This is a genomic window from Vibrio cyclitrophicus (genome assembly GCF_024347435.1).
In the GTDB taxonomy this organism is placed as follows: domain Bacteria; phylum Pseudomonadota; class Gammaproteobacteria; order Enterobacterales; family Vibrionaceae; genus Vibrio; species Vibrio cyclitrophicus.
The window spans coordinates 1624647-1649974 of record NZ_AP025481.1 but is presented as its reverse complement, the minus strand read 5'-3'; the positions used below and the strand labels follow the sequence as shown (position 1 = coordinate 1649974).

The window sequence follows — 25328 nt, the reverse complement described above, 5'->3', positions numbered from 1 at the left end:
TCGGTATATGCTAGACAATAAAAAAGCCAGTCAATCGACTGGCTTTCTTGTATTCATCTTGGTGCGATTAGCTCATCGCATTTAAGCAAGGACGAACATTAACCGATAAACGAGATGTAACCTTGAAGGATGATCAGGTTAACGATATCGATAAAGAAGGCACCAACGATTGGCACAACCATGAAGGCTTGTGGCGACGGACCGAATCGGTTCACCAAAGAACCCATGTTCATTACCGCTGTTGGTGTTGCACCTAGGCCAAAACCACAGTGACCACCCGCCATAACCGCTGCGTCGTAGTTAGAACCCATTACTTTGAACGTCACAAAGTAAGAGAAGATACCCAACACCACAGCCTGAACCGCAAGGATAACCAAGAACGGAATCGCAAGGTCAAAGATGTTCCAAAGCTTAAGGCTCATTAGCGCCATAGCTAAGAACAGTGATAATGACACCGTGCCCAGAATATCGACCGTTTCGCTATCGGTTTTATGCAGCTTAGTGACTTCAAAAACATTTGTAATGAATACACCAATAAACAACGCATAAACGAAGTCAGGGATCATCAACCAAGAAATTTCAAAGGTCGCTACCCACTGCTCTAGGTATTTCGCGCCCGTGATACAGATAAGAAGAATGAACAATACTTCGATCACCTTCTTCGCGGTCACTTTGTCTTCTTCGTACTCATTGTAAGTAACGAGTTCAGGGAAGCGTTCGTGCGTTTGCGTGCCAGTACCGTATTCAGATTCAAGTTGGTTCTTATCAATCAACTTTTGGGCCACAGGGCTACCGATGATGCCGCCAATAATCAAACCAAAGGTGGCTGAAGCCATCGCAATTTCTAGAGTATTGGCAATACCGAATGTGTCTGAAAACGTCTGTGACCAAGCTGCACCGGTACCATGACCGCCAGATAGCGTAATAGAGCCTGCAATCAAGCCCATCAAAGGTTCAAGACCAAGGGCTGTGGCTAATGTCACACCTACACCATTTTGGATAATGATGTAAATCGAAGCGACCCCTAAGAACAGAAACACCTTTGCACCACCTTTCATCAACTGGGTGTAGTTAGCAGCAAGGCCAACAGTCGCAAAGAACATCAACATGAAGGTGTTCTGCAATGGCAAAGAGAACTCTAGGTCAACGCCGTTGAAGTGTAGGGCAGTAATAGCAAAAGCGACGATCAAACCGCCGACGATGGGCTCAGGGATATTGTACTTTTTGAGAACCGGTAGCTTTGCATTTACAAAATGACCTAGAAACAAAACGCTAATTGCGATTAGGAAAGATTCTAGTGGCCCTATTGAAATTAATTGATTCATATAACCTCTATTGTTTTGCGTGCTCATCTTCCCTAATGAGTCTGGTTTTGTCTGTAATTATGTGTGCTGCTCTACCTGTGCTATGAGAATGGGTAAGAAATTGTGGATGAGAAAACCAGCGCATTGCTGCGTTCACTCCGTACCATGTTAGTAGTACGTTAACTTTTAAGTAGAGAGCGACGGTTTTGTGATAACAATCAATCTCCAAAAGTATAAATCGACAGCAATGATACTGCTGCTCAATCTCTTTTTGAATACCTAAAAAAGCAAAAAGGAGCCATTGCTAGCTCCTTTTTTATTACCATTGCTGGTAATTAGAATTTTTTCGGGGCATACCCTGTCATAACCTCAATGCGAAGCTCTTTACCAATCTTCGTCATTGGGTGAACAATCACTAATCCTTTTACAGACTTTTTCAATTTGCCCATATCCGCTTGCTCAGCTTTTGTAATTTCACGGCTAAATGGCATATCAATCAGCGACTTACGCTCTTGATTCACATCGAAGCTTTCTTTGTGTTTAAGCTGGGCAATTTTCTTAGTTAGCTTCTTAATCTCATCTTCAAATTGACGAACAACAGGACGATCATTACGAGTTTTAGCAGCCGCTAACTTGTTGCGACACTTGTCTAGACGGTTGTTAATTTGTTGAAGTTCGTTTTTAACACTCATAATAATTTCCTAAGATTAAACAAGCCAATTCGGATTGGGGCGCGGAGTATAGCACAAGGCTTTACCTGAACCGAAATTTATCTGACAAATAGCCAATCGAATCAAAGATAACCTAAACTGATTACCACTCGATAATCATTCTAGAATAGATTAACCCTCGATAAGTGATGTTTCACTCGTCTGTGCCACTCACCAAAAATCCAACGGCAAAAAGAACTTAGTGCCACCACATAAGGATCTACGATGACATTCATTAAACTCGTGCAGAAACGAGCACTAACCTACAGCCTAGCCATTGGCTCTGTGTTCGCCACAACTTATGTGTCTAGTGAAACATCCCGTGTCAATACGCTACCTGATAACCTTATTGTTGAGTACTCGACACCTAAGACTGAGGCAGAACAACAGATCAAAAAAGAGATTCAACTTAGTGGCGTCAACGACACCGTGATTGACCTATCCAATCAGCTCTTCATGTTTAATAACCCATTAACCATTCAATATGGCAACGAAGACGGTCCACTCTACGATCCACAAACGCATCAAGTGCTCATCCCTTATAGCTTTTATGCTGAATCGTTAACTTACTTTGAAAAGAATCAGTACGAAAAAGAGTACGGGAAAACGGCACAAACTGGAGCTATCGATACCTTACTTCACACCCTACTGCACGAAGCTGGGCATGCTTACATAGAAGATCAAAAAATTGCTATTTTGGGGAAGGAAGAGGACGCCGTTGATAACCTCGCTACCATCATGTTGCTCAACTATGTAGAACACGGCGGAGATGCCGCAATTAGTGCCGCTGACATGTTTGCTTTCGAGTCAGAAGACCGTCCTGAATATTACGATTTAGGTGAATACATTGATGAACACAGCTTTGATCTCCAACGTTACTTCTCTACTCTGTGTTTAGTATATGGAAGCGACCCTGAAGCTTATAAAAACTTACTCGATGACGTGGAAAATGACTACCTAAAAAATAGAAAAGAGTTCTGCGTGGAGCACTTCGATGTGATTAACGCGAATTGGCATCAATATTTGAAAGAGAGTAGTGAGGGTTAGTTAAAGACCTAAAGAGACAAAAAGCCGAAAGTTCTACAAAAGAGTTAGAGTTAAGCGAGCGGCCTAGAAACCAATTCTGAAGCCGCTATCAAACAGGGTTAAATCTAGACTTTTACTTTATACTTAAGGTCTTGAGCTTCATCACCGGTCATTCCTCGGAATCCCCAACAGTGCGATGGCTGCTCTTTAATGGTGATTTCGATATCAATAGGAGAGATAGAGAGTTGCTTTTCTATTTCGGAGAATATTTTCTTAATCAGACGCTTTTTAGTATTTACCGCCCGACCTTCCATCATGTTGATTTCGATAACCGTGTATGCGTCGGTTCTACCCTCTGGGTAAAAGAAGTCATCCCTTTCCAACGGCACAAACCGATGGGCTCGCTTGTCATCGGGCAACCCCATCTCACTGTTTAAGCATTGCTGCAACACGTTAGATAGCTGCAACTTAATTGGATTTAAGCACTCTTTGATACCATAAATAACAATCATGACCATTCCTTTGATGTGATGTTAGGTAAAGAAGAACGTTAGATAGAAGGACCGCTTGGCTGCTATCCACTCGCTTACTATTTGTTCATATATTACCTAATGACGTCAATGAAAGAAGGTTAAATCAATGAATTTATGAACAGGTGCAACAAAAAACATAGGGTTCGATTTTTCACTCAGTCACTCCTCCGTGAGATATCGATCAGACCTCAGTAAAGTAGCTATTCTAGAAACGCTCAGAGGTACTCATTACAACAAATTGATCGAACACCAGAAATACCCCGTATATCTGTTCACATTAAATTTGAACTAAGGAGTACTATGTGCCGAACTCACTCAACAAGACCACACAGACAAAAGACGAATTAGAAACACCTGTAAAGTCTTCTCCAGAACTCGCCGTGTTTCCTCTCCCCATCTTTCTTTTGCCTGGAGGCCGACAAAGATTACGCATTTTTGAGCCTAAGTACCTTGCCATGGTCGCTCAAGCGGCACAGGGGGATGGTTTTATTCTCGCCACTCAAGACAATTCAAATTCAGAACACCATAGTTACTGGGGAACAAAAGTTTCTATTGTCGATTTCAATATGTCTGATGATCAAATTTTAGAAATCGATGTCGAGGGACAAGAGCTTGTCCAACTTCATTCGTCTTTTCGTTCTCAAGACGGTTTAATTAAGAGTAGATTTAGTTCAATGCCTCACTGGCCTGAGCTTGAGTACAAAGTCCCTAATGTGGTAACAGCGTTCTTGGTGCAACTGTTTCGCGACCACGACTCAATCAGAAACCTCTACCCGACCCCTGATTTTGAGAGCTCACAATGGATATGCGCTCGGTTGCTTGAGATAATGCCTATCCCTATAGAAAAGAAAACAAAATTCACTGAGCCAACCAGCTTTCCATCACTAGTTCCTTTTTTGAATCAAATCATTACGGGGCAATAAACACTTTTATTCACTATAATTTTGTATAGTAGAAATTATTTTAATTAAAAGTGATCCCTCTCCTCTTTAACCACGTAATGCCAATCAAATTCGAACAGCGGTAATTTGCTATGCAAGTGGAAAGCAGAAGTTTAGGGATAGGCAAGGAGCAAGTCATTATTCCCGACAATAACTCACCTACCAACAACAAAGTACCTACAGAGCTCTCAAGCTGGCTAATTTTGGTTGGTACAGACCGAGACAAGCAGGCTTTTACCTGTTTGTTCAAATTCTTCGCTCCGAAGATAAAACGTTTTGGCATTAACAAGTTAGGTAGCGAAGCCGCGGCTAACGAGCTAGTTCAAGACACTATGACCAATGTGTGGAAGAAAGCACATCTTTACAACCAAGAGAAAGGTGCAGCGACCACTTGGGTTTACACCGTGATGCGAAATGCTGCCTTCGACATGTTGAGAAAGGTCAAAGCAAAAGCAGAACAAACGATCGCCGACGACATTTGGCCAATTGATGCGATGGTGGCCGAGTCTCAGAATGAAGAATTGCCTTTTGGTGATCATTTGATGAGTCGTCACGTAATGACTCAAATTGAGAAGCTGCCTCTAGCTCAAAAAACGATTGTCAAAGGTGTGTATTTTCAGGAGCTATCTCAAGAACAGCTCGCACAACAACTCGGCGTTCCGCTCGGAACAGTGAAATCGCGACTAAGACTCGCTTTAGCCAAACTCAAGGTTCACATGGGGGACCAAAGTCATGATTAAACATCATCCAAACGCAGCAATGTTGAAAGACTTTGTCGATGGCACTCTAGCCGATTCAGTTTCCTTGATCGTATCAAGCCACGTTGAACTGTGTGAACACTGCCAGCAACAAGTAAATCAATTGACCGCAGAAGCGGCAAATAATGTTTTTGATGCAGAAGAATCGGGTCAACGCGTGTTGTCAGAAGATCAATCATTCTCTAACGAAGAAATAGATTTGGATATAGAAAAATTCCTGTCCGAAAATAGTGATTTTGATTTCGAAGCTATAGCGCAGATAACATCCGATCCATCTCAATCAGTTGAGGTGACACCTGAACTGCAGAAAGTAACCATCGCCGACACCACGTTCACTATTCCAAGAGCATTGAGTTCGGTGACAAGAAAAGATTGGATGAATTTAGGAAAAATTTCGCGAGCGAGATTGGATTTTGATGACGAGGCACACCACACGAGTTTGTTACACATCGACAAAGATGGAAAGGTACCTTGCCACACTCATAAGGGCTTCGAGATCACACTACTTTTAGAAGGTAGCTTCGAAGATGAAATGGGCGTCTACAACAAAGGTGATTTCATCTGGTTGGACGGTAATCATACTCATCAACCAGCGACCAAAGAAGGTTGTGTTTGTTTGACTGTTTCGAGTGATGCGCTTTACTTCACAAAAGGTGTAAGCCAGTTATTCAATCCACTCGGCAGGTATATCTATTAATCCAGTTGCACGCTATAAATATACAGGATGGCATTAAGCCATCCTGTAAATCGTTAATATCACTGGATTAAAACATCGACAATATTGAGACTTGAAAACAACTTGGCTCAGTAAGTACGATTAGCAATGTTGAAATATAATAAATAGCTCAGAGCAAGAGCAAAGGAGTTGGCCAATGGAAAAGAAAATTAAAATAGGTATCAGCGCATGTGTTGCAGGACACAAAGTACGCTTCGATACTGGTCATAAACGCTCTCGTTTTTGTACAGATGATCTTGCAGATTATGTTGAGTTAGAACCTGTATGCCCAGAAATGGCAATCGGCCTTCCAACGCCTCGCCCTACTATTCGCCAAACAAGAATGTTAGATGACGTCATCCATGTTTCTCGTCCTGATGGTTCAGGCGATGTGACCAACGAACTTATCGAGTTCGGACAAAACTACTCGAAGGCCAATCAGCACATTGCTGGTTTCATTGTTTGCCAAAAAAGTCCTACCTGCGGTATGGAGCGAGTAAAGATTTATCACCACCACGGTCGCGGTTCTGAATCGACAGGTGTCGGCATGTTCACCCAACAAATAATGGATGGTAACCCTTTACTTCCTGTTGAAGAGAATGGCCGCCTCAACGACCCAATTCTACGTGAAAACTTCATGACACGAGTTTTCACTTATCAAAAGTGGCTGGATCTTGTCGACGAGGGCGTTACCAAACACAAATTGATTCAATTCCACAGTGCGCACAAGTATTTGGTGATGTGTCACCACGTTGAAGGGTACAAGAGCCTTGGCAAATTGCTAGCTGGCAATGAACTTGAAATTGATGAATTAGCAAACCAATACATTGAAGGGTTGATGACCGCCTTATCTCATCACGCGAATCGCGGTAGCCACGCTAATACTTTGCATCACTTGCAAGGTTACTTTAAAAAACAGCTGAGCAGCGCTCACAAACAAGAACTCACCAATCAAATTTCATCATTCAGAGAAGGGCTAGTTCCTCTGTTAGTCCCATTAACCTTGATTAACCACTACTTGATGGAATACCCAAACGAGTACTTAGAATCACAGGTTTACCTGAACCCTCATCCACAAGAACTTAAACTGAGATACGGATATTGAGCGACATTCTATGGATAAGACGAGATCTGCGGATTCACGATAACCCAGCGCTCGTCGCGGCAGTTGAAAACGGTGTAACTAACGCCGTTTTCATCTCAACCCCGCAACAATGGCAACAACATGATCTCGCACCAATAAAAGCTGATTTTATTTATCGCCATCTCAAGCAACTTGAATTGCAGCTTGCTGAATTTGGGATAACTTTGCTGCATCTGAAAGCGACCGACTTTGACGACCAAGCCGCACAACTCACTCGTTTATACAATGAGCTCGATGCCAAGTGTGTTTACACTAACTCTGAGCCTGAAGTAGACGAGCAGTTACGTGACAAACGTTTAATCGCTAGCGGTATCAAACTGAAAATGACCGACTGCGACACCATTCTTCCCTTGGGCAGTGTTTTGAATAAACAAGGCGAGATGTTCAAAGTTTTCACGCCATTCAAAAACGCCTGGTTAAAAGAAGTGCAAGTCAAAGGGATCCAGTGTAGCCCAGCTCCAATCATACAAGCAGAGCCTACACAGACCGAGCGTCTTAACACCCAGTTGTCTGGCGATCTTACTCCTCATAAGCTTTCTGATGAGTACGACTTTGACTTTCCGCGTGTTGATTCAGATCGTTGGCCACTAAGCCAAGATGTACTAAATAGCGTGATCCCAAACTTCTTAGCCAACAAAGTTAACGACTATGGCAAATTTAGAGACATTCCTTCGATCAAAGGAACCTCTGGCCTGTCGCCATACTTAACGATTGGTGCGGTCAGTCCGCGCTGGCTAGCGATTCAGCTGATTCAACAACAGCCCGATTTGTTGTTTGATACTCAACTGCCCGCTTTTTCTTGGCTCAATGAATTGATTTGGCGAGATTTTTACAAGCATTTAATGTTCCACCATCCTAGACTGGTTAAAGGTGCTAACTTTCAACAGAAATATAATGGCTTAGATTGGTATCAAGATCACCCAAGTTTCAAAGCTTGGTGTGAAGGTAAAACTGGCTATCCATTGGTTGATGCGGCAATGCGTCAATTGGTTGAGACAGGTTGGATGCACAACAGATTGAGAATGGTGGTGGCGAGCTTCCTTACCAAACACCTGTTGATTGACTGGCGCTGGGGAGAGAGATTTTTTATGTCGCACCTTATCGATGGCGATTTTAGTGCGAACAACGGTGGCTGGCAGTGGGCTTCGAGCACTGGTTGTGATGCTCAACCTTACTTTCGAATTTTCAATCCAATCACGCAAAGCGAAAAGTTTGATCCAAAAGGAATTTTTATTCGTAAGTACATACCAGAGCTGCAAAAAATTCCGGATAAGCATGTGCACTTCCCGCATGACTACATCAAGAAAAACGGATTAAACAGTGAATACTGGCAACCCATCGTTGAACACAAAGAAGCACGATTGAGAGCCTTAGCCTTTTTCAAATAATTAGAGTGTAGATTATGGATAACTCTCTCTGGCTTAATAACTTTCTCAACATGTATCAAGAACTCGGAACAGACAGCTTCGACATACTAAGAACGGTTTATCACTCTGATGTCGAATTCCAAGATCCGCTGCATCACGTCAGCGGAATTGATGAACTAACCCATTATTTTGAGAACATTTATACACAAGTGACAAGCTGTAACTTTCATATCGAGCACGCCTTTGAGGCAAATAATGAAGCGTCAGTATATTGGACCATGCAGTTTTCTCACAAACAGCTGAACGGTCAAAAACCAATCGAAGTGCAAGGGCACAGCCACCTGAAAATGCTCGACGATCAAGTGGTCTATCACAGAGACTATCTCGACGTTGGCGCTATGCTATATGAACATATCCCAGTGTTAGGCTGCGCGATCAAATCCATCAAGAAAAGAGCGAGCCGCTAATGCGTATTATGATTACTGGCGCGACCTCAGGTATCGGCCAATCACTGTCCAAGGACTATGCCCAGCAAGGACATCAAGTCATCGCTTGCGGACGTAGCGCGGAAAAGTTACAGGCTCTCGTTGATTCTCACGAGACAGACCTGTCCCATCCGTCAATTACGCCACTCTGTTTTGATTTAACTGATTACCATAATTTCCCAGAACTCAACCAAAATGAACCTCTCGACCTGTTGATTTTGAACGCCGGAGATTGTGAATACATTGATGACCCAATTAACTTTGATGCCGAGCTATTCGAACGTGTTATCAATATTAATCTGATATCAATCGGTTATGCGCTTAAGTCGTGGTTAAAAAACATTAAGCCTGGTGGTCGCTTGGTACTAGTCAGCTCAAGCGCCAATTTTCTCCCTCTACCCAGAGCAGAAGCTTATGGCGCTTCAAAGGCGGCACTGACGTATTTAGGAAGAACCCTGTCGGTTGACCTAGCAAAACACAATATTCATGTCTCAATTGTGCATCCAGGCTTTGTTGAGACACCACTTACCGAGCGAAACTCTTTCTCTATGCCTATGATTATTAGTAGCGAAGCTGCAACTCAGAGAATTGTAAAAGGTATTGCTCAAGGAAAGAGTGAAATTGATTTCCCAAGACGATTCATTATGTTGATGAAGCTACTCAGAATGCTTCCAACTTCAGTTTGGCAAAAACTCGCTTCAAGGATGGTATAACAATGAAGAAAATCGCCATTATAGGTTCAGGTATTTCTGGACTGACTTGCGCACACATATTAGATAAACACCACGACGTAACGGTATTCGAAAAAAATGACTACGTCGGTGGTCACACCGCCACGGTTGATATTGAACATCAAGGCACGGCGTTTTCAATAGATACTGGTTTCATCGTTTTTAACGACAGAACCTATCCAAACTTTAACCAACTGCTTAAGCAGTTAGGCATAGAAAGACAACCAACCGAGATGAGCTTTAGCGTCCATAACACGACGACTAAGTTTGAATACAACGGCCACAGCATTAATTCGTTATTCGCTCAAAGAAGCAACATTTTCAAACCTCAGTTCTGGTCTTTAGTCTCCGACATTCTAAAGTTCAACAAGCTGTGTAAAGCTCAGTTCGAAAGTAACAAATTCACGCCTGATGTAACCCTTGGCACTTTCCTACGCGATAACCAGTTTTCAGATTTTTTCAGCCAGCACTATATTCTTCCAATGGGTGCCGCTATTTGGTCCACAAGCTTAAAAGAGATGGAAGAGTTTGAGCTTAAGTTCTTCATTCAATTTTTCTATAACCACGGACTATTAGATATCGCGAATCGCCCTCAGTGGTATGTGATTCCTAAGGGTTCTCGCTCTTACGTGGAAATTATCCTTTCACGCTTGAGCAAACCCGTCGCTTTGAACACATCGATTAAGCAAGTGACTCGCCAAGAATCAGGTATAACGATTGAATTCAAAGATGGCGGCACTCAAAATTTCGACGAAGTGATATTTGCATGTCACTCAGATCAAGCGCTACATTTACTCGGCGATGCGACAGAGCAAGAACAACAGGTTCTAGGGGAGATCCCATACAGCCGTAACGAAGTAGTTCTGCACACAGATACTCGCTTATTGCCAGACAGAAAACTGGCTTGGGCAAGTTGGAACTACATGTTGGATGGCGACAGTAAAAGGCCAGCCTGTGTCACTTACAACATGAACATTCTGCAAGGTATCGAAAGTCAAGACACCTTCTGTGTCACCTTGAATCAAAGCGAAGCCATCGACCCAGAAAAAATCATTCGCAGCTTTGTTTATCATCACCCGGTACTGAACTCGAACACGGTAGAAGCTCAGCACAAGCGCGAACAGATCTGTGGCAAAAACCAGACTCACTTCGCCGGCGCGTACTGGTATAACGGGTTCCACGAAGATGGTGTCCACAGTGCTCTCGATGTAACCAAACGCTTTGGCTTAGATTTGAGTACGAGTTCAACACTATGAACACTCACACCTTAACACCCGAAATGGGCATCGCATCCGAAAAGAGTGAAGAGCTCAGCGGTATCTATTGGGGTAATGTCAGACATCGCCGTTTTGGTGATATCACACACGAGTTTAGCTACCAGCTTTACATGATGGGGTTAGATCTTGACGAATTGCCCCAAACCACAGCGCGCAGTCCGCTGTTTGGGACTCAGTGGTACAACCTGATTCGCTTTGTCGAATCGGATTATCTCGCTGAAAAAAAAGAAAATCTCACGAATGATGAACCAAAATCACTCAAGCAACGTATAGCCTCCAAAGTACAACAACTTGGTGGAGTTTGGTCAGATTCAAATCGTGTAACGATGTTAGCCCAGTGCCGTTGTCTAGGTATCTATTTCAGTCCAATCAACTGTTTTTTCTGTTATGACGATACTGGCGATTGCAAATACATGTTGGCCGAAGTGAGTAATACACCATGGCGACAACGACATTATTACCTCATCGACATGCATCAAGAATTAAAAGTTAAGAAAGAGTTTCACGTTTCGCCGTTCATGGATTTAGACATGACTTACTTTTGGAAAATTAAGCCACCCGCGAAACGGACATTAGTACACATCGAAAGCCGCCGAGACGATAAGCTTTTCGATGCAACACTAGCACTGACGAAACAGTCAGTAACGAAGAAAAATATTAGACGGACGTTATTAAAAGTTCCGGCAATGACGATAAAGATCGTGATGGGAATTTATTATCAGGCTCTCAAATTATTCCTGAAAAAGGTACCGTTTATAGCGCACCCAGATTCAACATCTTAAGCGCTTAAAAAGCAATTAAATGACAACAAGGCAATTAGAATTGAGTTATCTCAAACCGACGAGCAATACTCAATTTTAGTTGGCCGAAAAATTAGAATGAGTTCTCAGCGAGGTTGACATGGAACAGCTTGCAAAACAAAACAACAATATTGAACATCAAGCTAAAGCCGTTGCTGTTTCGAGCAACTGTAAATATCGTGCTTTAATATTCAAAGTTCTTGAGCGTCTGCAATTTGCGACTCTTGAAGTGATTGAGCGTGACCAACATTCAGTGTTCGGCGACAGAGAAGCAGACCTCAAAGGTCAAATCGTCATTCATGATGCTACTTTTTTTAGAGACGTTGTCATCAACGGTAGTATCGGCGCTTCAGAAGCCTATATTGACGGTAAATGGACAAGCCCTGACCTCACACACGTTATTCAGATCATGGCTCGAAACCAAGCGCAGCTTGACGAACTAGACGACAAAACTCAGTGGATCTCTCGCATCAAAAACCTGTTGTTGCGTCGTAAGAATGTGAACACTGAACAAGGCTCTAAAAGAAACATACTCGCACATTACGATATCGGCAACGAACTCTATGAACGCTTCTTAGACAGTTCAATGCAATACTCTTCGGCTATCTACAGCAAGGAAGCGGAGACCTTATCTAAAGCTCAGCAGAACAAAATGAAGACCATTTGTGAACGGTTAGAGTTATCGGAATCCGACAGTGTCGTTGAGATTGGTACGGGCTGGGGTGGCTTAGCTATTTTTATGGCTCAACATTACGGATGCCATGTCACTACAACCACCATATCAGATGCGCAACATGAGCTCGCGGAGCGGAGAGTAAAAGCGCTCGGTTTAACGGACAAAATCACCCTACTTAAAGAGGATTACCGCAACCTCTCTGGCGAATACGACAAACTCGTATCGATTGAAATGATCGAAGCCGTTGGTCATGAATACCTGCAAACTTTCTTTGAAAAGTGTTCTTCGCTGCTAAAGCCTTCGGGAAAAATGTTAATTCAAGCGATTACCATCGCCGACAGTCGTTATGAAAAATATCGCAAAGGCGTCGACTTTATTCAGAAATACATATTCCCTGGCGGTTGCTTACCCTCTGTTTCAGTCATGACTCAGCATCTTGCCACCAGCACTGATCTTGTGGTTCAAGAGATCGATGATATTGGCTTGCACTACGCTCGAACGCTAAGCGATTGGAACATCGCCTTTGAAAACAGCTGGGACGAACTTGAATCTCTCGGATATTCAGAAGAGTTCAAGCGCTTGTGGATCTTCTATTTCTGCTACTGTGAAGGTGCATTCAAAGAGCGAGTAATCAGCACTCACCATTTAGTTGCAAGAAAACCTCGTTACTTTGGAGCGAAAGATGAAACGGTTTTGGATTATTAATCTCGTTCTGTTTCAAGCGACCTGGGTTTGTAGTGCGTTTTTTACCGCGCAAGCCCCGTTCGTGACCCCATTGATCGTGGTGGTTCACTTCCTTCTTTCTCCAACCCGCAGAAGCGACCTCAAAATACTCGCTTTATTACCGTTAGGGCTGTTGCTTGATAGCTTCTTACTTCATTTCGGCGTGTTTGCAGTCGACTCAGAGATTGCTAATCAATCTTGGTTTCCTGTGTGGCTTATTTGCCTGTGGATCATGTTTTTAATCAGTTTCAATCACAGCCTAAATTGGCTTTTAAAATGCTCGAAAGTGATCTTGTTTGTCATAGGGTTCGTAGCAGGTACTAGTAGTTATTGGGGAGGTATCAAAGCAGGTGCCCTCATTACTACTTGGCCAGATGCTTGGGTGCTTGCCGCCCTTGCAATAAGTTGGGGGATTTTGTTGCCCTTACTGGTGGCCGCCTACTCCAACTTGGTCCAACCTAAAATGGCAACAACGAGGTGATTTATGGCTTATTCACGCAAACCGACGCAAGCGTTCAGACCAGAGAGCGATAGCAGTCGCGTTCGTATTCATCCAGGCTCGTTTGCTCAAACCAGCTCTCAAAACCGGTCAAACCCGCAAACTAACAATAAACTGCTCAGCTTAATCGCCTTAGCGTTAGTTTGCGCTGCACTCCTTTTTACCGGAAATTCGAAAGCTTCTGCCGTCGATGATTTGAATAAGCGTGGTCAAGGCGAGATGAGTTACCTGTTTTGGACACTTTACTCGGCCGAGTTCTACACCACACCCTCTAATTCGGAGCGAGCGTTAAAAATTGAGTACTATCGATCTATTGATAGTCAAGACTTAGTAAATGCAACCAAAGATCAGTGGAGTAAACTTGGTTACTCTAGCAGTAACATTCAGCGTTGGTTGAAACCGTTATACGCAATGTGGCCGAACGTTGAAGAAGGAAGCACCCTAACCATCCGTGTCGCTGAAGATAATGTGAGCCGTTTTTATTTCGATGAACAACCTATCGGCACCATACAAGACAAACAATTTGGCGAGGCCTTTCTGGCGATTTGGCTCTCTGAAAACACATCCGAGCCGCTTCTACGCAAGCAACTTTTAGGTTTGAATAAATGAATCCAAAGACAAAAATATTAAAATTCACCCTAGCTATTTTGTCACTCACTTGGCTAGTCGGCTGCGGTTCGGCGAGTTTAGATAATCACGCAAACACCACTCCAGAGCTCAAGCTTGAAACCTTTTTCAACGGTGAACTTAAGGCCTATGGCATGGTTCTCGACCGTTCGGGCGATTTATTGCGACGCTTTGATGTCAAACTCATCGCCACTTGGGAGGGTAATAACGGAGTAATCAAAGAGTGGTTTTTTTTCGCTGATGGCGAGCGTTCAACTCGAGTATGGAACCTAATCAAGACCGGAGAAAACACGTATACCGGAACGGCCAATGACGTAGTTGGTACCGCTTATGGTGAAACTCAAGGTTCAGCTCTATATTGGAAATATGATTTAGAAATTGAAGTAGACGGCAGCACTTATGAAGTAGTCTTGGATGACTGGATGTTCTTAATGGACGAAAAACGCTTATTTAACAAAACTGAAATGTCCAAATTCGGTTTCAAAGTTGGTGAAGTGATCTTATACATTGAGAAGATTTGATTAACCCAATTTTAGGTTCAACAGAGTTTATCTGACATTCCTATAAGCCAACAAGCACCATCCAGTCCTTACAAAAACCACAGCCTACAACATTAAATTGTAGGCTGTTTTGTTTAATCCCTCGAATAGCGTATCTGCAACATCAAGTCTCTGTGCTAAGATGCGCCACCAGCACACAAATAGGCTAGACTCACACACAGCAGTTCCTATTTGTTTCGCTAAGTGTAGATTCCCTACCATGATTAATTGAAAAGGCTTTAAAGCATGAGCAAGTTGACCTCAGCGGAGCGTAAAGCTCGCGACAATGAACGTTTCTCACAACGCGTAAACGACCGCAGAGAAAAAGGCGAAGACGTAGTTGCTTACGCATTGACCAACAAAAAAGCTGTAAAATTCCTGACTAAGTCAGAGAAAAAACGTTTCAACGAAACGAGAGCAACGCTTCAAGAAGAGAAGCGAGTTAAAGAACAAGAAGAACTAAACCGAATCGAAGACGCATTCACGATCAAACAGTTCGACGAAGAATAATCACGGCTGATTACTCAAAAGCGCTGGCTCAATGCCGGCGTTTTTACTTTCTAGCTCTGCTTCATCATTCTGCTCCTCCACTTTCACTATTCTGTAATCTCGATCTATCGTAAAGACTATCAACGAAGCTATCCGTCAACTTTGGCCATAGATCTCAGAAAAACTCAGCCTAGCCCCTTACTATCTCGAATCAACTCTACAAATTTAAGACAGTATGATTTTAATTACCGGATCAAGCAGCGGATTAGGTGCAGCTCTAGCGAAACAATATGCGAGCTCTACAACAGACGCTCAACGCGTAGCCATTACAGGTCGTAACACGCAACGTTTAGCTGAAGTGGCGAAAATTCTGCCAGCGAATACCATTAGCCAAACCTGTAACTTATGTGACCCGCAATCAGTAAGCGATTTGTTGGATGCGTTACCTGAAACACCCAAACTGGTCATTCACAGCGCAGGCAGTGGATACTTCGGTAAGATAGAGCAGCAAGACCCAACCACAATCAGCGATATGCTTAAAAACAATATCGAGTCTTCAATCTTTCTGATTCGAGAAATGGTTAAACGCTACAAAGAGCAACCTGTCACCATAGCTGTAATAATGTCGACCGCAGCGCAAGGAGCAAAAGCGGAAGAATCAACTTACTGCGCGGCCAAATGGGCAGTAAAAGGCTTTATCGAATCGGTTAGGTTGGAACTAAAAGGTCACCCGATGAAAATCGTTGCCGTTTATCCTGGAGGAATGGCGACCGAGTTTTGGGGAACGAGTGGCAAAGCGATGGATACCTCAAGCTTTATGACAGCTACAGAAGCCGCTCAGATGCTGCAACAGGCGTTAACCAGCACTGAGCATGGGTATATTTCAGATGTCACAATAAACCGCGGCTAACACGTAAACAGAGAAGCGAATAGCTAAAGAGTTACATTCGAGTAATTATTTGTGAGGGTGAGCATGAAAGTGTGCGACAATGCTCGGCGTAAATTCATATTCAAGGTTTATTATGAAACTTCTAGTTCGTAACCTATCACGCTCTACTGCTGAGCAAGACATCCGTGTTCTATTTTCTGAGTTTGGCTCAGTAAAAGAGTGCAGCCTAGTTTTAGACCAAGAAACTGGTGAATCTAAAGGCTTTGCTTTTGTTGAAATGCCAGAGCACGAAGAAGCTAAAGCAGCACTAAACAAGCTGAACATGTCAAAGCTTGGCAAAAACACGATTCGTGTAAAAGTGGCTAACTCTTAATCGAGTAGATGCTTTGTAAGCCCTACGGCTTAACTGCAACACAAATGATAAAGCCTGTAACGATATTGCGTTGAAAAACGTAATATCGTTACAGGCTTTTTGCTGACCGCAAATCTCTTTTCATACGATTCGAATATGCCTACAGTCCTTCATGTTCATCAATAGCACGTCTTGCCTCTGCCATTGAACATCCAGATTCCATAATCAACTGAGCCACAGTCATTGAGGGTGTCGCGACCAACAGAGATGCCAAACATACCACTGGTTTAGGCAGTACTTTGTCGATTGCGATCGCTATCCAACCGTCTTTTTCGTGGGTTAACATCGTTTTAAACTCAACGAGCTGACGCTCTTGAGCGACCAACATCCAATTACGCGAACGACGAACGCGTTTTAACTGACATCCACACTCTGCAGCATTGGCCATCAATTGGCTCTTATCACTCACACGATGTACAAAACTATTCAATGGGACGCTAAACATAACTCTCTGATAACCAATCCATTCCTACCATTCAAAAGCTCTCTACCTATCTCTCCGAACTTTTTAACTGTTACTCAATAAACCGCACGTAGGATTACACAGACACAAAAAAACCGCCAGTGGTGCACTAAGCAGCCTGGCGATTTTTCGTTTTTTAGGACTAACGATCGATATCAGCAGCAGCTTTTTGAAGCACCGCTATCACAACAAATTGAACGAGTATGACTTCCTCGCTCAAAGCCATCAATCGCGTCCGCTAAAACATTAAATGATTGCTCGATATTGTCGCGTGACGTCGCAATATTCATTCGCATAAAGTTAGGACTTTCAGCACCAAACCAATCACCTGGAGTTAAACCCATTTTAGCCTGCTCAAACACCACATTTTTTAGCTCTTCTCCCGAAAAGCCTAAGCCTGAGAAATCAAACCACATTTGGTAGGTGCCTTGCGGCTGAAAGACTTTTAATTGAGGAATACGTTGCTCTGTAAACTCGGTAATCCACTTAACCGTGTCTTGCAGGTACACCAACATGCCATCTAACCACTCTTCACCCTTTTCGAAGGCCGCCGCGGTTGCAAACGTGCTGAATGCATTCCCGTGATCAAGATACATCGCGACCACATTGGTTTTGAACGCTTCAAATAGCTCATCATTGTTGGTGTACACATAGCCGTTTGAGATGCTGTGCATACCAAATGTTTTTGCCGGAGATCCAATTAAGGTGATGACCTTGTCGTAATCAAAGTTGGTTAAACTCGTAAAAGCGTGACCTTCAAAGATAATGTCTGAATGGACCTCATCACTGATGATCAATACATCATGACGCTTAGCAATCTCGGTGACTTGTTCAATGTCTTGAGATGTCCACACGCGCCCAGTCGGGTTATGTGGATTACAGAAAATCATCGCCTTCACTTTTTGCTCGATGATTTGTTGTTCCATACCAGCGAAATCAATTTGGTAACCCTGTTTATCACTGCACAACGGGCTTTGCACGACCTGACGGTTTGCTTTATTCACCAAGTTAGAAAACTGATGATATGCCGGAGTGTGGATAAGCACGCCATCGTCTTCGTTGGTAAATTGACGCAATAACAGTGCAATACCTGATAGCACTCCCGGGACCTGAACAAATTTATCAACCGAAAGGCTCACACCGTGACGCTTTGAATACCACTGAGACAAAGCTTCAAACACCTCTTGCTCACTAAATTCGTAAGAGTACACACCACGTTCAACCAATCGGTTCAGCTCTTGAGTGATAGGTTCTGCAACCTGAAAGTCCATATCAGCAATCCAATATGGGAATACATCTGTGGTGTTATAAATATTCTGTAGCATCTGCGGTTTGTTTTTTATAAACGCATTTTCACCATAGTTAGATGTGCTGTTAAACGCTGTCATGGAGGTGCCCTCAAATAGTATATTCGGTCTTTTTACAATCAACTGAATTGCATCAATACCCTTAAGACGATGGTGAAGCCAGAAAGACGAAACTTTGTAGAAAATAAGATGATGTGATAAAAATTAAACTCACACTTCTACCTTTATCTCTGTTTTGACAGAGTTCGCGATAAAGCAGTTTTTATGGGCTAGGTGATGAAGTTTTTTGAGTTGTTTGGCGGTTGGTTGTTTAGAGCCTAGAAACACAATTTGAGGTCGTAGAGTCACCGTGGTAACCGATGAGCGGCCTGATTCATCTTCTTCAAGCACACCAATTGCAGCATCGACATAAGAGTCGACCACGTACTTCTGCTTTGCGGCAATGCCCAAAAACGTCAACATATGGCAGCTAGAAAGTGCCGCGATAAAGGCTTCTTCTGGGTCAACACTCTCTTCTACCGAAAACGGCAGTGGTACCACATGGGGAGAAGACGAAGCTGGCACAGTAACACCGCCATCAAATTCCCACGTATGACCGCGGCTGTATTGATTATCGTTAAAGACTTCATCTTCCGCTTTTTGCCAACGAATGAGCGCACCGTATTCAGACATAGAACTGTTCCTTTTTAATGTTTATCTTATCGATCAGCAGGGTGATTGACACCATCGTTGGTCACTACATCGTCAATATCAAAAGGGTTTACCCCTTCCAAACAACCAATGTTAAACCCGTATTCATTTGGGCTAGAACGGCGCTGATGATGCGTATATATACCGCAGTTCGAGCAGAAGTAGTGCTTAGCCGTATTAGTATTAAATTGATAAAGCTTGAGATGCTCAGCACCTTTCAGAACCTTAATCCCATCAAGCGCCACAGAGCCAACTATCGCGCCTTTACGACGACAGATAGAGCAATCGCAGCGACGCGGCTTTTCGATCCCGTTAGGTAGGCTGAGTTCTAATTCCACCGCACCGCAGTGGCAGGTGGCTTTGTGAAAAGGTTGGATAACCGTGTTACCGACGACTTTCATTTCTCTCTCCAATCACGTCCTTATGTTGCAGGTATCATAACCAGAACGATGATCTCTGTCCGTAAGCTGACGCTGAGTTCGAGAGATCCGTCATACGTAGGTAAGCGTCTACTCTTTACCTGATCTTTCGACCAAACCACTGAAGTTCTCAAGAAGATAATCTAAGAAGAGTCGGATACGTTTCGGCTGATATTTCTTGCTGATGTACACCACATTCAAATCGGTACTGGACACAGACATCGCGGTATTGAAGTTCTTCATGTAGCCGTTAAGTAACGTCACAAGACGCTGATTATTGATGTCATCTTGCACATCCAGAATGGATTTCAGTGCAATCCCCTCTCCTTGTAGCGCCCAATAACGGATCACTTCGCCATCATCCGAAAATCGCTTGGGAACCACCGTCACAGCCTTCTTCATGTCATGATCTTGGAAGTGCCAGGTTTTGAGTTCTTCGTTGCTGCGAAGCATCGCCAGACACGCATGATCAACCAAATCTTGTGGCTTGATCGGCGTGCCGTGTTTAGCGAGATATTCTGGTGAAGCACATAGCACTCGTCGGCTTGGTGATAAGCGTCTAGAGATCAAACTACTGTCAACCAATTCACCGTAGCGGATCACGATGTCCATGCCTGATTCAGCGATATTCGATAAGTTATCGTTCAAATACAAGTAGGGAACAACGTCTGGATACTGCTGACAAAACTCAGTCAAAATAGGAAGAATGTACTGTTTCCCGATGTCTTTTGGCGCAGCAATCTTTAACGGACCTTTAACTTCTTTGACGCCATTTTGAATCAGGTTTTCGGCCTCGCTGACGTTGTCTAAAATCTCCAAACACGCCTTGTGATACAGCTCTCCAGAGTCGGTCAAAGACACATGGCGCGTACTTCGATTCAACAACTTCACACCATATCGTTCTTCAAGTGCTTGAAGCCTTGCTGTCATGGTCGCGGGTGATAAACCCAGTTCACGTCCCGCAGCAGCCAAACCTTGATGTTTCACGATACTGACGAACATCGCCATGTCTGAAAACTTATCCATGCTATTCGTGCTCTCGCCCTATTGTTCATTTAAACCGAATAATGAATTTATATTTTAGCCAATTATCAAATTTAGTCGAACAAATATAATGACAACCATCAGCAGAACACGCAGGAATTCAGACCATGAGCAACACACTAGCGAACCAAGAAAAGAGCACTTTTGTCATCATTGGTGGCACATCTGGTATCGGCAAAGCATTAGCAATGCAATTGAGAAACGAAGAAAACACGGTACACATTGCCAGTCGACACACAGGCCTCGATATCAGAGATGAAAAGTCAATTTGTGCTTACTTTGAGTCAATTGGTGCCTTTGATCATTTGGTAATAACCGCAGGCTCATACGCTCCGGGCGGAAAAGTGACAGACGTTGCTATCACAGACGCAAAAGCAGCATTTGATACAAAGTTTTGGGGAAGCTTAAACGTAGCCAAGCACGCCGCACGTTACATGACTCCAAACGGCTCAATCACACTCACAACCGGCATGCTGTCACGCAAAGTGGTTGCTGGTACTTACGTAAAAACCGCGATTAATGCCGCACTAGAGAGCGTGACTAAAGTACTGGCGAAAGAGCTATCACCGATTAGAGTCAACGCCGTCAGCCCCGGCCTTACCATGACTGAAGCCTACAAAAATATGGATGACTCAGCTCGTTCAACAATGTACGACAACGCGAAAAACAACCTACCAGCAGGCAAAGTCGGAGAGGCTAAAGATATCGCAATGGGCTATTTATTCGTGATTAACAACCCATATGTAACGGGGTCAATCATCGACATCGATGGCGGTGCTCTACTCGGTTAACACTCCGCAAAGAACAATCGTTAGGGCGTGTATGTAAACGTCCTAACAAACAAGAATTAACACAGGTACTTCACTATGAAACCAGAAGCGATCCATAAAGAAAAGATCCCATTCCAAGTTTGGATACTGACACTCGCGGCGTTCGCTATTGGTACGGCTGAATTTGTTATCGCAGGCATCCTTCCACAAATTGCCACATCCCTTTCGATCACCGAAGGTCAAGCCGGATACCTAATCAGTGCTTACGCATTGGCTATCGTTATTGGTGGCCCTATCTTAACCATCTACCTCGCACGTTTTAACAAGAAGATGGTACTGATTGGCTTAATGGCACTGTTCATCATCGGCAATATCTTGTCAGCCTTAGCTCCTAGCTACCCACTTCTACTTGCAAGCCGCGTTATCGCAGGCTTAGTGCAAGGTCCTTTCTATGGCATAGGTGCAGTTGTCGCGACCAATTTAGTGTCTGAGAAAATGGCAGGTCGTGCTGTTGGTCAGATGTTCGCTGGCTTAACACTCGCTAACGTTCTAGGGGTTCCCGCAGGAACTTGGGTGAGCTTGCAATTCGGTTGGCACACCACTTTCTTTACCGTGGCAGCACTTGGCACCATCGCCATGATTTCAATCTTAACGTCAATAAAATCTTCAGGTCACAGCGAAGCGAAAGACATCAAAACTCAGCTGTTGGCATTCAAAAATCCAATGCTTCTCATCAGCTTGGCGATCACCGCTTTTGCTTGGTCTGGCTTCATGACGCTTTACGGCTACCTTGCGCCTATCGCCATGCACATCACGGGTTACGGTCAAGAGTCAGTCACTTGGATCTTAGTGATTGTGGGTGTCGGCTTAATCATCGGTAACACCTTGGGCGGACGCTCTTCTGACAAAGATTTAGGCAAAGCATCGATGTTTTGGGCTGTCGCGATGATCGTTTCATTAGTAGTGGTTGGCCTTGTTGTAGACAACAAAATCCTATTCGTTGCAGCTGCATTTGTCTTTGGCATTGCATCATTTGCGAACGTTCCTGCTATGCAGCTTCGAGTAATGAACCACGGTGGCGAAGGGCAAGAGCTAGCAGCAACCGCGAATATCTCAGCCTTTAACTTGGCCAATGCCTTCGGTGGCTTCCTTGGCGGCATGGTACTCGACAGCCAACTAGGCGCAGGAATGATTCCATTCACTGCCGTTGTCGTTCCTTTCATCGGCTTGTTCTTGATTGCTAAAGCTAACCGAAACGGAAAGCCACAAAGCAACTCAATATTCGCACCAACAGAAGCTAAGTAATTTAAGAACTCAGAAACTTCAAAATGCCAATTCATTCTCAAACTGGCATTGGCACAGCAGCTAAAAATTCACAAAGGTAGAGACCATGAACAAATTATTCGAAACATCAGAACTAAAAGGCCTAGAACTGCAAAACCGCGTCGTTATGGCAACATGGTCGATTGCATCCAACCAAGAGAGATGACCCAAGCAGATATCGATCGTGTTGTTCAAGATTTTGCTAACTCAGCGAAAAAAGCAGTCGAAGCAGGATTCAACGGCGTCGAGATCCACGGTGGTAATGGCTACCTCATCGATCAATTCCTAAGAACCAATTCAAATAAGCGCACCGACAACTATGGCGGTAGCCGTGAGAACCGACTTCGCTTTCTAATCGAAGTAGTAGATGCGGTGATTGAAGCAATTGGCGCAGGCAAAGTGGGCGTACGTTTGGCCCTATTCATCACCTTCAAAGACATGAACTGCCCAGACATAGTGCCAACGATTTTAGAAGCGTCAAAAGCACTGCAGGCGCGTGATATCGCTTATCTGCACCTTTCAGAAGCCGACTGGGATGACGCACCGGTTATCCCTGAAAGCTTCCGAGTCGATCTAAGAGAGCTGTTCTCTAACGCTATCATCGTCGCTGGCAGTTACACACCAGAGCGCGCCGAAGAAGTATTGAGTAAAGGCTACGCCGATCTCGTCGCATTTGGTCGCCCATTCGTGGCCAACCCAGATCTCGTATCACGCCTACAAAACGGCAGCGAACTGTCAGAACTAGACGGCACCACCCTATTCGGCGGCAACGAAAAAGGCTACATCGATTACCCAGCGTTGGCGTAATTGAAAAGGCCTGCATGAAATCTTCAGGCTAATATAACTGTGGTTCTGATTCATACCCTGTGTTTTAAGATCCTGTTATAATTTGTTTTTATTGATATACGGTAAAATATAAACAACTCGATTTATTATTATCTGAAGCTATCAGGGGAATTCGAAATGGTTGATGTAGCAAGTATCTCTGCGGGAATAACGTCGATAAAAACAGCACTAGATATTACGAAAGAATTGAGGAATATTGACTCTTCGCTAAAGGACGCTGAAGTCAGGTTAAAACTGGCAGAACTCATTGAAGCCCTATCTGATGCAAAAATCGCTGCATCTGAGTTGAGAGAGGAAAACCAAGAACTGAAAACGGCTATCAAAGAGTTAAAAGAGAAACTAAACCAAAATGAAGAAGTAGTATTTACAAACGGACATTACTTTTTGAAAACACCTCAAGAAGGACAAGCTCCAGGTCCTTTTTGTGCCAAATGCTACAACGACGATAAAAAATTAATTATTGAATCCGAACTACCTTCAACGTTCCACGATTTAGGTAAATACAAATGCCCGAAGTGCAACTCTGTCACTCAGTAGACTAGAAATACATTTCCGACAGGCAAAAGAAAGGCTCGCATGACTAGTGCGAGCCTTATGCAGTTTAGGGGGTAAACCACAATCTGATATTAATCTTAGACTAATTATTTAACTTATGAGCCTTTATGCACTTGCGCGCATTGATATTCTATTTTTAAATGATTCACTGCAATTAATCAATCGATAAAAGTTAGCGTTTGGTCAATTTAAACCACACAAAAATTAGCGATTTAGTGAGACACATCTCGAAAGTAATCATAAACCCCATATAAATCAGAGCTATAGACTTCTGATTTGCCAATACCCTTCACCATTGGTCGCGAGTTGGCTGTGTAAATAATAGAGCGTATCTGCAACTGTCCCAGCAATGCCTTGTGGTGGATTGAACAACAGTAAACCACTACCGATCAGGCGATCATCACCCTTAGGATCTCGAAGGCGAAGCTCCGATTTAATCGGACTTGGCAGTAAACCATCTTTCACTGCGGTCACACAGTGGTTCAAAATCAGTGAGCTCTTGTCATCCGTGTAGAGCGGGTACCAAATTAGTGCAGATACTTTCTCCGACTGCTGATATGCCTTAACTAAGGCATCAATCACCGCGAGATATTCTGAATCAGTTTCATAGGGTGGGTCGATAACAATCAGATGATGATTGTCATGTTTAGCTACGTCATCAGGTAACGCTTTAAGCCCATCACCTGCGCTAATCGTAAGCTTGCTTGAAACACCAAAGTTACGCTGTAACTTATCGATATTAGTTTGCAGTAAATCAGCTTCATCTTGCTGAATGTCTGAAAAATAGAAGCTATCTTGGCTGCGACCTTGTTGGTAAGTGATGGCGGCAGAACCCGGATACAAAGAGATAAGTTGATTCGGATTGTAGTATTCCAGTACCGACATAAAAGAAGCGAATGCAGGAGGAAGATAAGCCTTATTGTGCCACAAGTACCCGACCCCTTCAGCAAACTCACCTGCATGATTACTTGGTGCGGTGGTGAGGTCATAACACCCTGTACCAGAGTGTGTGTCGATAACATTGAGGCGTGAATGTTGCTGCATTAATGACTGAACAAGTGCACTCAATACTGGATGCTTTAGCGCATCACCATGGTCGCCTACATGACATTGATGTCGATATTCCATTCCCTTGCCTCATTTCTACGAACGTCATATAAACATACTTCATATCATGTGGGCTTGCCTGCTCAATCCACTGTTTTTTGAAATAGGCTCTCTTTTCACTAACTGTTTGACTCTTATAAAAAATAAAGCCCTTCGTTT

At 43.5% G+C, this 25328-nt stretch carries 29 protein-coding genes and 1 pseudogene; 21 read left to right on the top strand and 9 right to left on the bottom strand.

What is annotated here, in order from left to right:
• Positions 1 to 98 precede the first annotated feature (98 nt).
• On the bottom strand, positions 99 to 1325 hold the full coding sequence (gltS, locus tag OCW38_RS22080; RefSeq protein WP_010432457.1) for a sodium/glutamate symporter: 1227 nt from the start codon (positions 1323 to 1325) through the stop codon (positions 99 to 101).
• A 314-nt stretch (positions 1326 to 1639) separates the two neighbouring features.
• Entirely contained in the window at positions 1640 to 1996 is a 357-nt protein-coding gene (locus OCW38_RS22075) for a YibL family ribosome-associated protein (RefSeq protein ID WP_010432454.1), read from the bottom strand.
• 243 nt (positions 1997 to 2239) lie between these two features.
• Here OCW38_RS22075 and OCW38_RS22070 point away from each other — a divergent pair, with 243 nt between their 5' ends.
• Positions 2240 to 3061: a DUF4344 domain-containing metallopeptidase gene (locus OCW38_RS22070; protein WP_010432449.1), complete on the top strand. Its 822-nt coding sequence runs from the start codon at positions 2240 to 2242 to the stop codon at positions 3059 to 3061.
• A gap of 104 nt (positions 3062 to 3165) precedes the next feature.
• On the opposite strand, the gene OCW38_RS22065 is transcribed toward OCW38_RS22070, so the two are convergent.
• Positions 3166 to 3552, bottom strand: coding sequence for a tautomerase family protein (locus OCW38_RS22065; RefSeq protein ID WP_010432446.1), 387 nt, complete (start codon positions 3550 to 3552; stop codon positions 3166 to 3168).
• Positions 3553 to 3875: 323 nt separating this feature from the next.
• On the opposite strand from OCW38_RS22065, the gene OCW38_RS22060 reads away from it, so the two are divergent.
• The 16 genes from OCW38_RS22060 (at position 3876) to OCW38_RS21985 (ending at position 16606) form a co-directional block, all read left to right on the top strand.
• Positions 3876 to 4496, top strand: coding sequence for an LON peptidase substrate-binding domain-containing protein (locus tag OCW38_RS22060; protein ID WP_010432444.1), 621 nt, complete (start codon positions 3876 to 3878; stop codon positions 4494 to 4496).
• A 110-nt stretch (positions 4497 to 4606) separates the two neighbouring features.
• Positions 4607 to 5254, top strand: a complete 648-nt coding sequence (locus OCW38_RS22055) for a sigma-70 family RNA polymerase sigma factor (RefSeq protein ID WP_010432441.1) — start codon at positions 4607 to 4609, stop codon at positions 5252 to 5254.
• Positions 5247 to 5969 (top strand): ChrR family anti-sigma-E factor, encoded by a 723-nt coding sequence (locus OCW38_RS22050; protein ID WP_010432438.1) that lies wholly within the window; start codon positions 5247 to 5249, stop codon positions 5967 to 5969. Before OCW38_RS22055 ends, OCW38_RS22050 begins: the two co-directional genes overlap by 8 nt.
• 175 nt (positions 5970 to 6144) lie before the next feature.
• Entirely contained in the window at positions 6145 to 7092 is a 948-nt protein-coding gene (locus tag OCW38_RS22045; protein WP_010432435.1) for a YbgA family protein, read from the top strand.
• Positions 7089 to 8519: a deoxyribodipyrimidine photo-lyase gene (phrB, locus tag OCW38_RS22040; protein ID WP_016766899.1), complete on the top strand. Its 1431-nt coding sequence runs from the start codon at positions 7089 to 7091 to the stop codon at positions 8517 to 8519. The genes OCW38_RS22045 and phrB overlap by 4 nt, the downstream gene beginning before the upstream one ends.
• 14 nt (positions 8520 to 8533) lie before the next feature.
• Positions 8534 to 8965: a nuclear transport factor 2 family protein gene (locus OCW38_RS22035; RefSeq protein WP_016766898.1), complete on the top strand. Its 432-nt coding sequence runs from the start codon at positions 8534 to 8536 to the stop codon at positions 8963 to 8965.
• The gene (locus OCW38_RS22030) at positions 8965 to 9696 is read left to right on the top strand and encodes an SDR family NAD(P)-dependent oxidoreductase (protein ID WP_016766897.1); all 732 of its coding nucleotides are present in this window, start codon (positions 8965 to 8967) and stop codon (positions 9694 to 9696) included. The genes OCW38_RS22035 and OCW38_RS22030 overlap by 1 nt, the downstream gene beginning before the upstream one ends.
• Before the next feature lie 2 nt (positions 9697 to 9698).
• Complete coding sequence (locus OCW38_RS22025) at positions 9699 to 10970, top strand: NAD(P)/FAD-dependent oxidoreductase (protein WP_016766896.1); 1272 nt, start codon at positions 9699 to 9701, stop codon at positions 10968 to 10970.
• Positions 10967 to 11773: a DUF1365 domain-containing protein gene (locus tag OCW38_RS22020; protein WP_016766895.1), complete on the top strand. Its 807-nt coding sequence runs from the start codon at positions 10967 to 10969 to the stop codon at positions 11771 to 11773. Before OCW38_RS22025 ends, OCW38_RS22020 begins: the two co-directional genes overlap by 4 nt.
• 118 nt (positions 11774 to 11891) lie before the next feature.
• Complete coding sequence (locus OCW38_RS22015) at positions 11892 to 13172, top strand: SAM-dependent methyltransferase (RefSeq protein WP_010432426.1); 1281 nt, start codon at positions 11892 to 11894, stop codon at positions 13170 to 13172.
• Positions 13150 to 13671 carry a DUF2878 domain-containing protein gene (locus OCW38_RS22010; RefSeq protein WP_016766894.1) on the top strand — a complete coding sequence of 174 codons (522 nt, stop codon included), beginning with the start codon at positions 13150 to 13152 and terminating at the stop codon, positions 13669 to 13671. Before OCW38_RS22015 ends, OCW38_RS22010 begins: the two co-directional genes overlap by 23 nt.
• 3 nt (positions 13672 to 13674) lie before the next feature.
• A complete protein-coding gene (locus tag OCW38_RS22005) occupies positions 13675 to 14298 on the top strand; it encodes a chalcone isomerase family protein (RefSeq protein WP_016787504.1) in 624 nt (207 codons plus the stop codon).
• Positions 14295 to 14837, top strand: coding sequence for a DUF3833 domain-containing protein (locus tag OCW38_RS22000; RefSeq protein ID WP_016766892.1), 543 nt, complete (start codon positions 14295 to 14297; stop codon positions 14835 to 14837). Before OCW38_RS22005 ends, OCW38_RS22000 begins: the two co-directional genes overlap by 4 nt.
• Before the next feature lie 264 nt (positions 14838 to 15101).
• Entirely contained in the window at positions 15102 to 15365 is a 264-nt protein-coding gene (locus OCW38_RS21995) for a hypothetical protein (protein ID WP_010432418.1), read from the top strand.
• A gap of 214 nt (positions 15366 to 15579) precedes the next feature.
• A complete protein-coding gene (locus OCW38_RS21990) occupies positions 15580 to 16254 on the top strand; it encodes an SDR family NAD(P)-dependent oxidoreductase (protein WP_016766890.1) in 675 nt (224 codons plus the stop codon).
• Between the two features lie 112 nt (positions 16255 to 16366).
• A complete protein-coding gene (locus OCW38_RS21985) occupies positions 16367 to 16606 on the top strand; it encodes an RNA recognition motif domain-containing protein (protein WP_010432413.1) in 240 nt (79 codons plus the stop codon).
• Between the two features lie 139 nt (positions 16607 to 16745).
• On the opposite strand, the gene OCW38_RS21980 is transcribed toward OCW38_RS21985, so the two are convergent.
• From OCW38_RS21980 to OCW38_RS21960, 5 genes are all read right to left on the bottom strand, one after another.
• The gene (locus tag OCW38_RS21980; RefSeq protein ID WP_016787125.1) at positions 16746 to 17090 is read right to left on the bottom strand and encodes a ribosome recycling factor family protein; all 345 of its coding nucleotides are present in this window, start codon (positions 17088 to 17090) and stop codon (positions 16746 to 16748) included.
• A 173-nt stretch (positions 17091 to 17263) separates the two neighbouring features.
• Positions 17264 to 18496, bottom strand: coding sequence for a MalY/PatB family protein (locus tag OCW38_RS21975; RefSeq protein WP_016766888.1), 1233 nt, complete (start codon positions 18494 to 18496; stop codon positions 17264 to 17266).
• 129 nt (positions 18497 to 18625) lie between these two features.
• On the bottom strand, positions 18626 to 19087 hold the full coding sequence (locus OCW38_RS21970) for an OsmC family protein (RefSeq protein ID WP_261896127.1): 462 nt from the start codon (positions 19085 to 19087) through the stop codon (positions 18626 to 18628).
• A 26-nt stretch (positions 19088 to 19113) separates the two neighbouring features.
• Positions 19114 to 19506, bottom strand: a complete 393-nt coding sequence (locus OCW38_RS21965; protein WP_010432401.1) for a GFA family protein — start codon at positions 19504 to 19506, stop codon at positions 19114 to 19116.
• 108 nt (positions 19507 to 19614) lie between these two features.
• Positions 19615 to 20550 (bottom strand): LysR family transcriptional regulator, encoded by a 936-nt coding sequence (locus OCW38_RS21960; protein WP_010432398.1) that lies wholly within the window; start codon positions 20548 to 20550, stop codon positions 19615 to 19617.
• Between the two features lie 125 nt (positions 20551 to 20675).
• Here OCW38_RS21960 and OCW38_RS21955 point away from each other — a divergent pair, with 125 nt between their 5' ends.
• From OCW38_RS21955 to OCW38_RS21940, 4 genes and pseudogenes are all read left to right on the top strand, one after another.
• The gene (locus OCW38_RS21955; protein WP_016766886.1) at positions 20676 to 21359 is read left to right on the top strand and encodes an SDR family oxidoreductase; all 684 of its coding nucleotides are present in this window, start codon (positions 20676 to 20678) and stop codon (positions 21357 to 21359) included.
• 75 nt (positions 21360 to 21434) lie between these two features.
• A complete protein-coding gene (locus tag OCW38_RS21950) occupies positions 21435 to 22643 on the top strand; it encodes an MFS transporter (RefSeq protein WP_016766885.1) in 1209 nt (402 codons plus the stop codon).
• A 147-nt stretch (positions 22644 to 22790) separates the two neighbouring features.
• Positions 22791 to 23468 (top strand): annotated as a pseudogene (locus OCW38_RS21945) (oxidoreductase); the annotation flags it as partial.
• Between the two features lie 156 nt (positions 23469 to 23624).
• Positions 23625 to 24044: a hypothetical protein gene (locus tag OCW38_RS21940; RefSeq protein ID WP_010432371.1), complete on the top strand. Its 420-nt coding sequence runs from the start codon at positions 23625 to 23627 to the stop codon at positions 24042 to 24044.
• Between the two features lie 279 nt (positions 24045 to 24323).
• On the opposite strand, the gene rlmJ is transcribed toward OCW38_RS21940, so the two are convergent.
• Complete coding sequence (gene rlmJ, locus OCW38_RS21935) at positions 24324 to 25190, bottom strand: 23S rRNA (adenine(2030)-N(6))-methyltransferase RlmJ (protein ID WP_016766882.1); 867 nt, start codon at positions 25188 to 25190, stop codon at positions 24324 to 24326.
• Between the last annotated feature and the right edge of the window lie 138 nt (positions 25191 to 25328).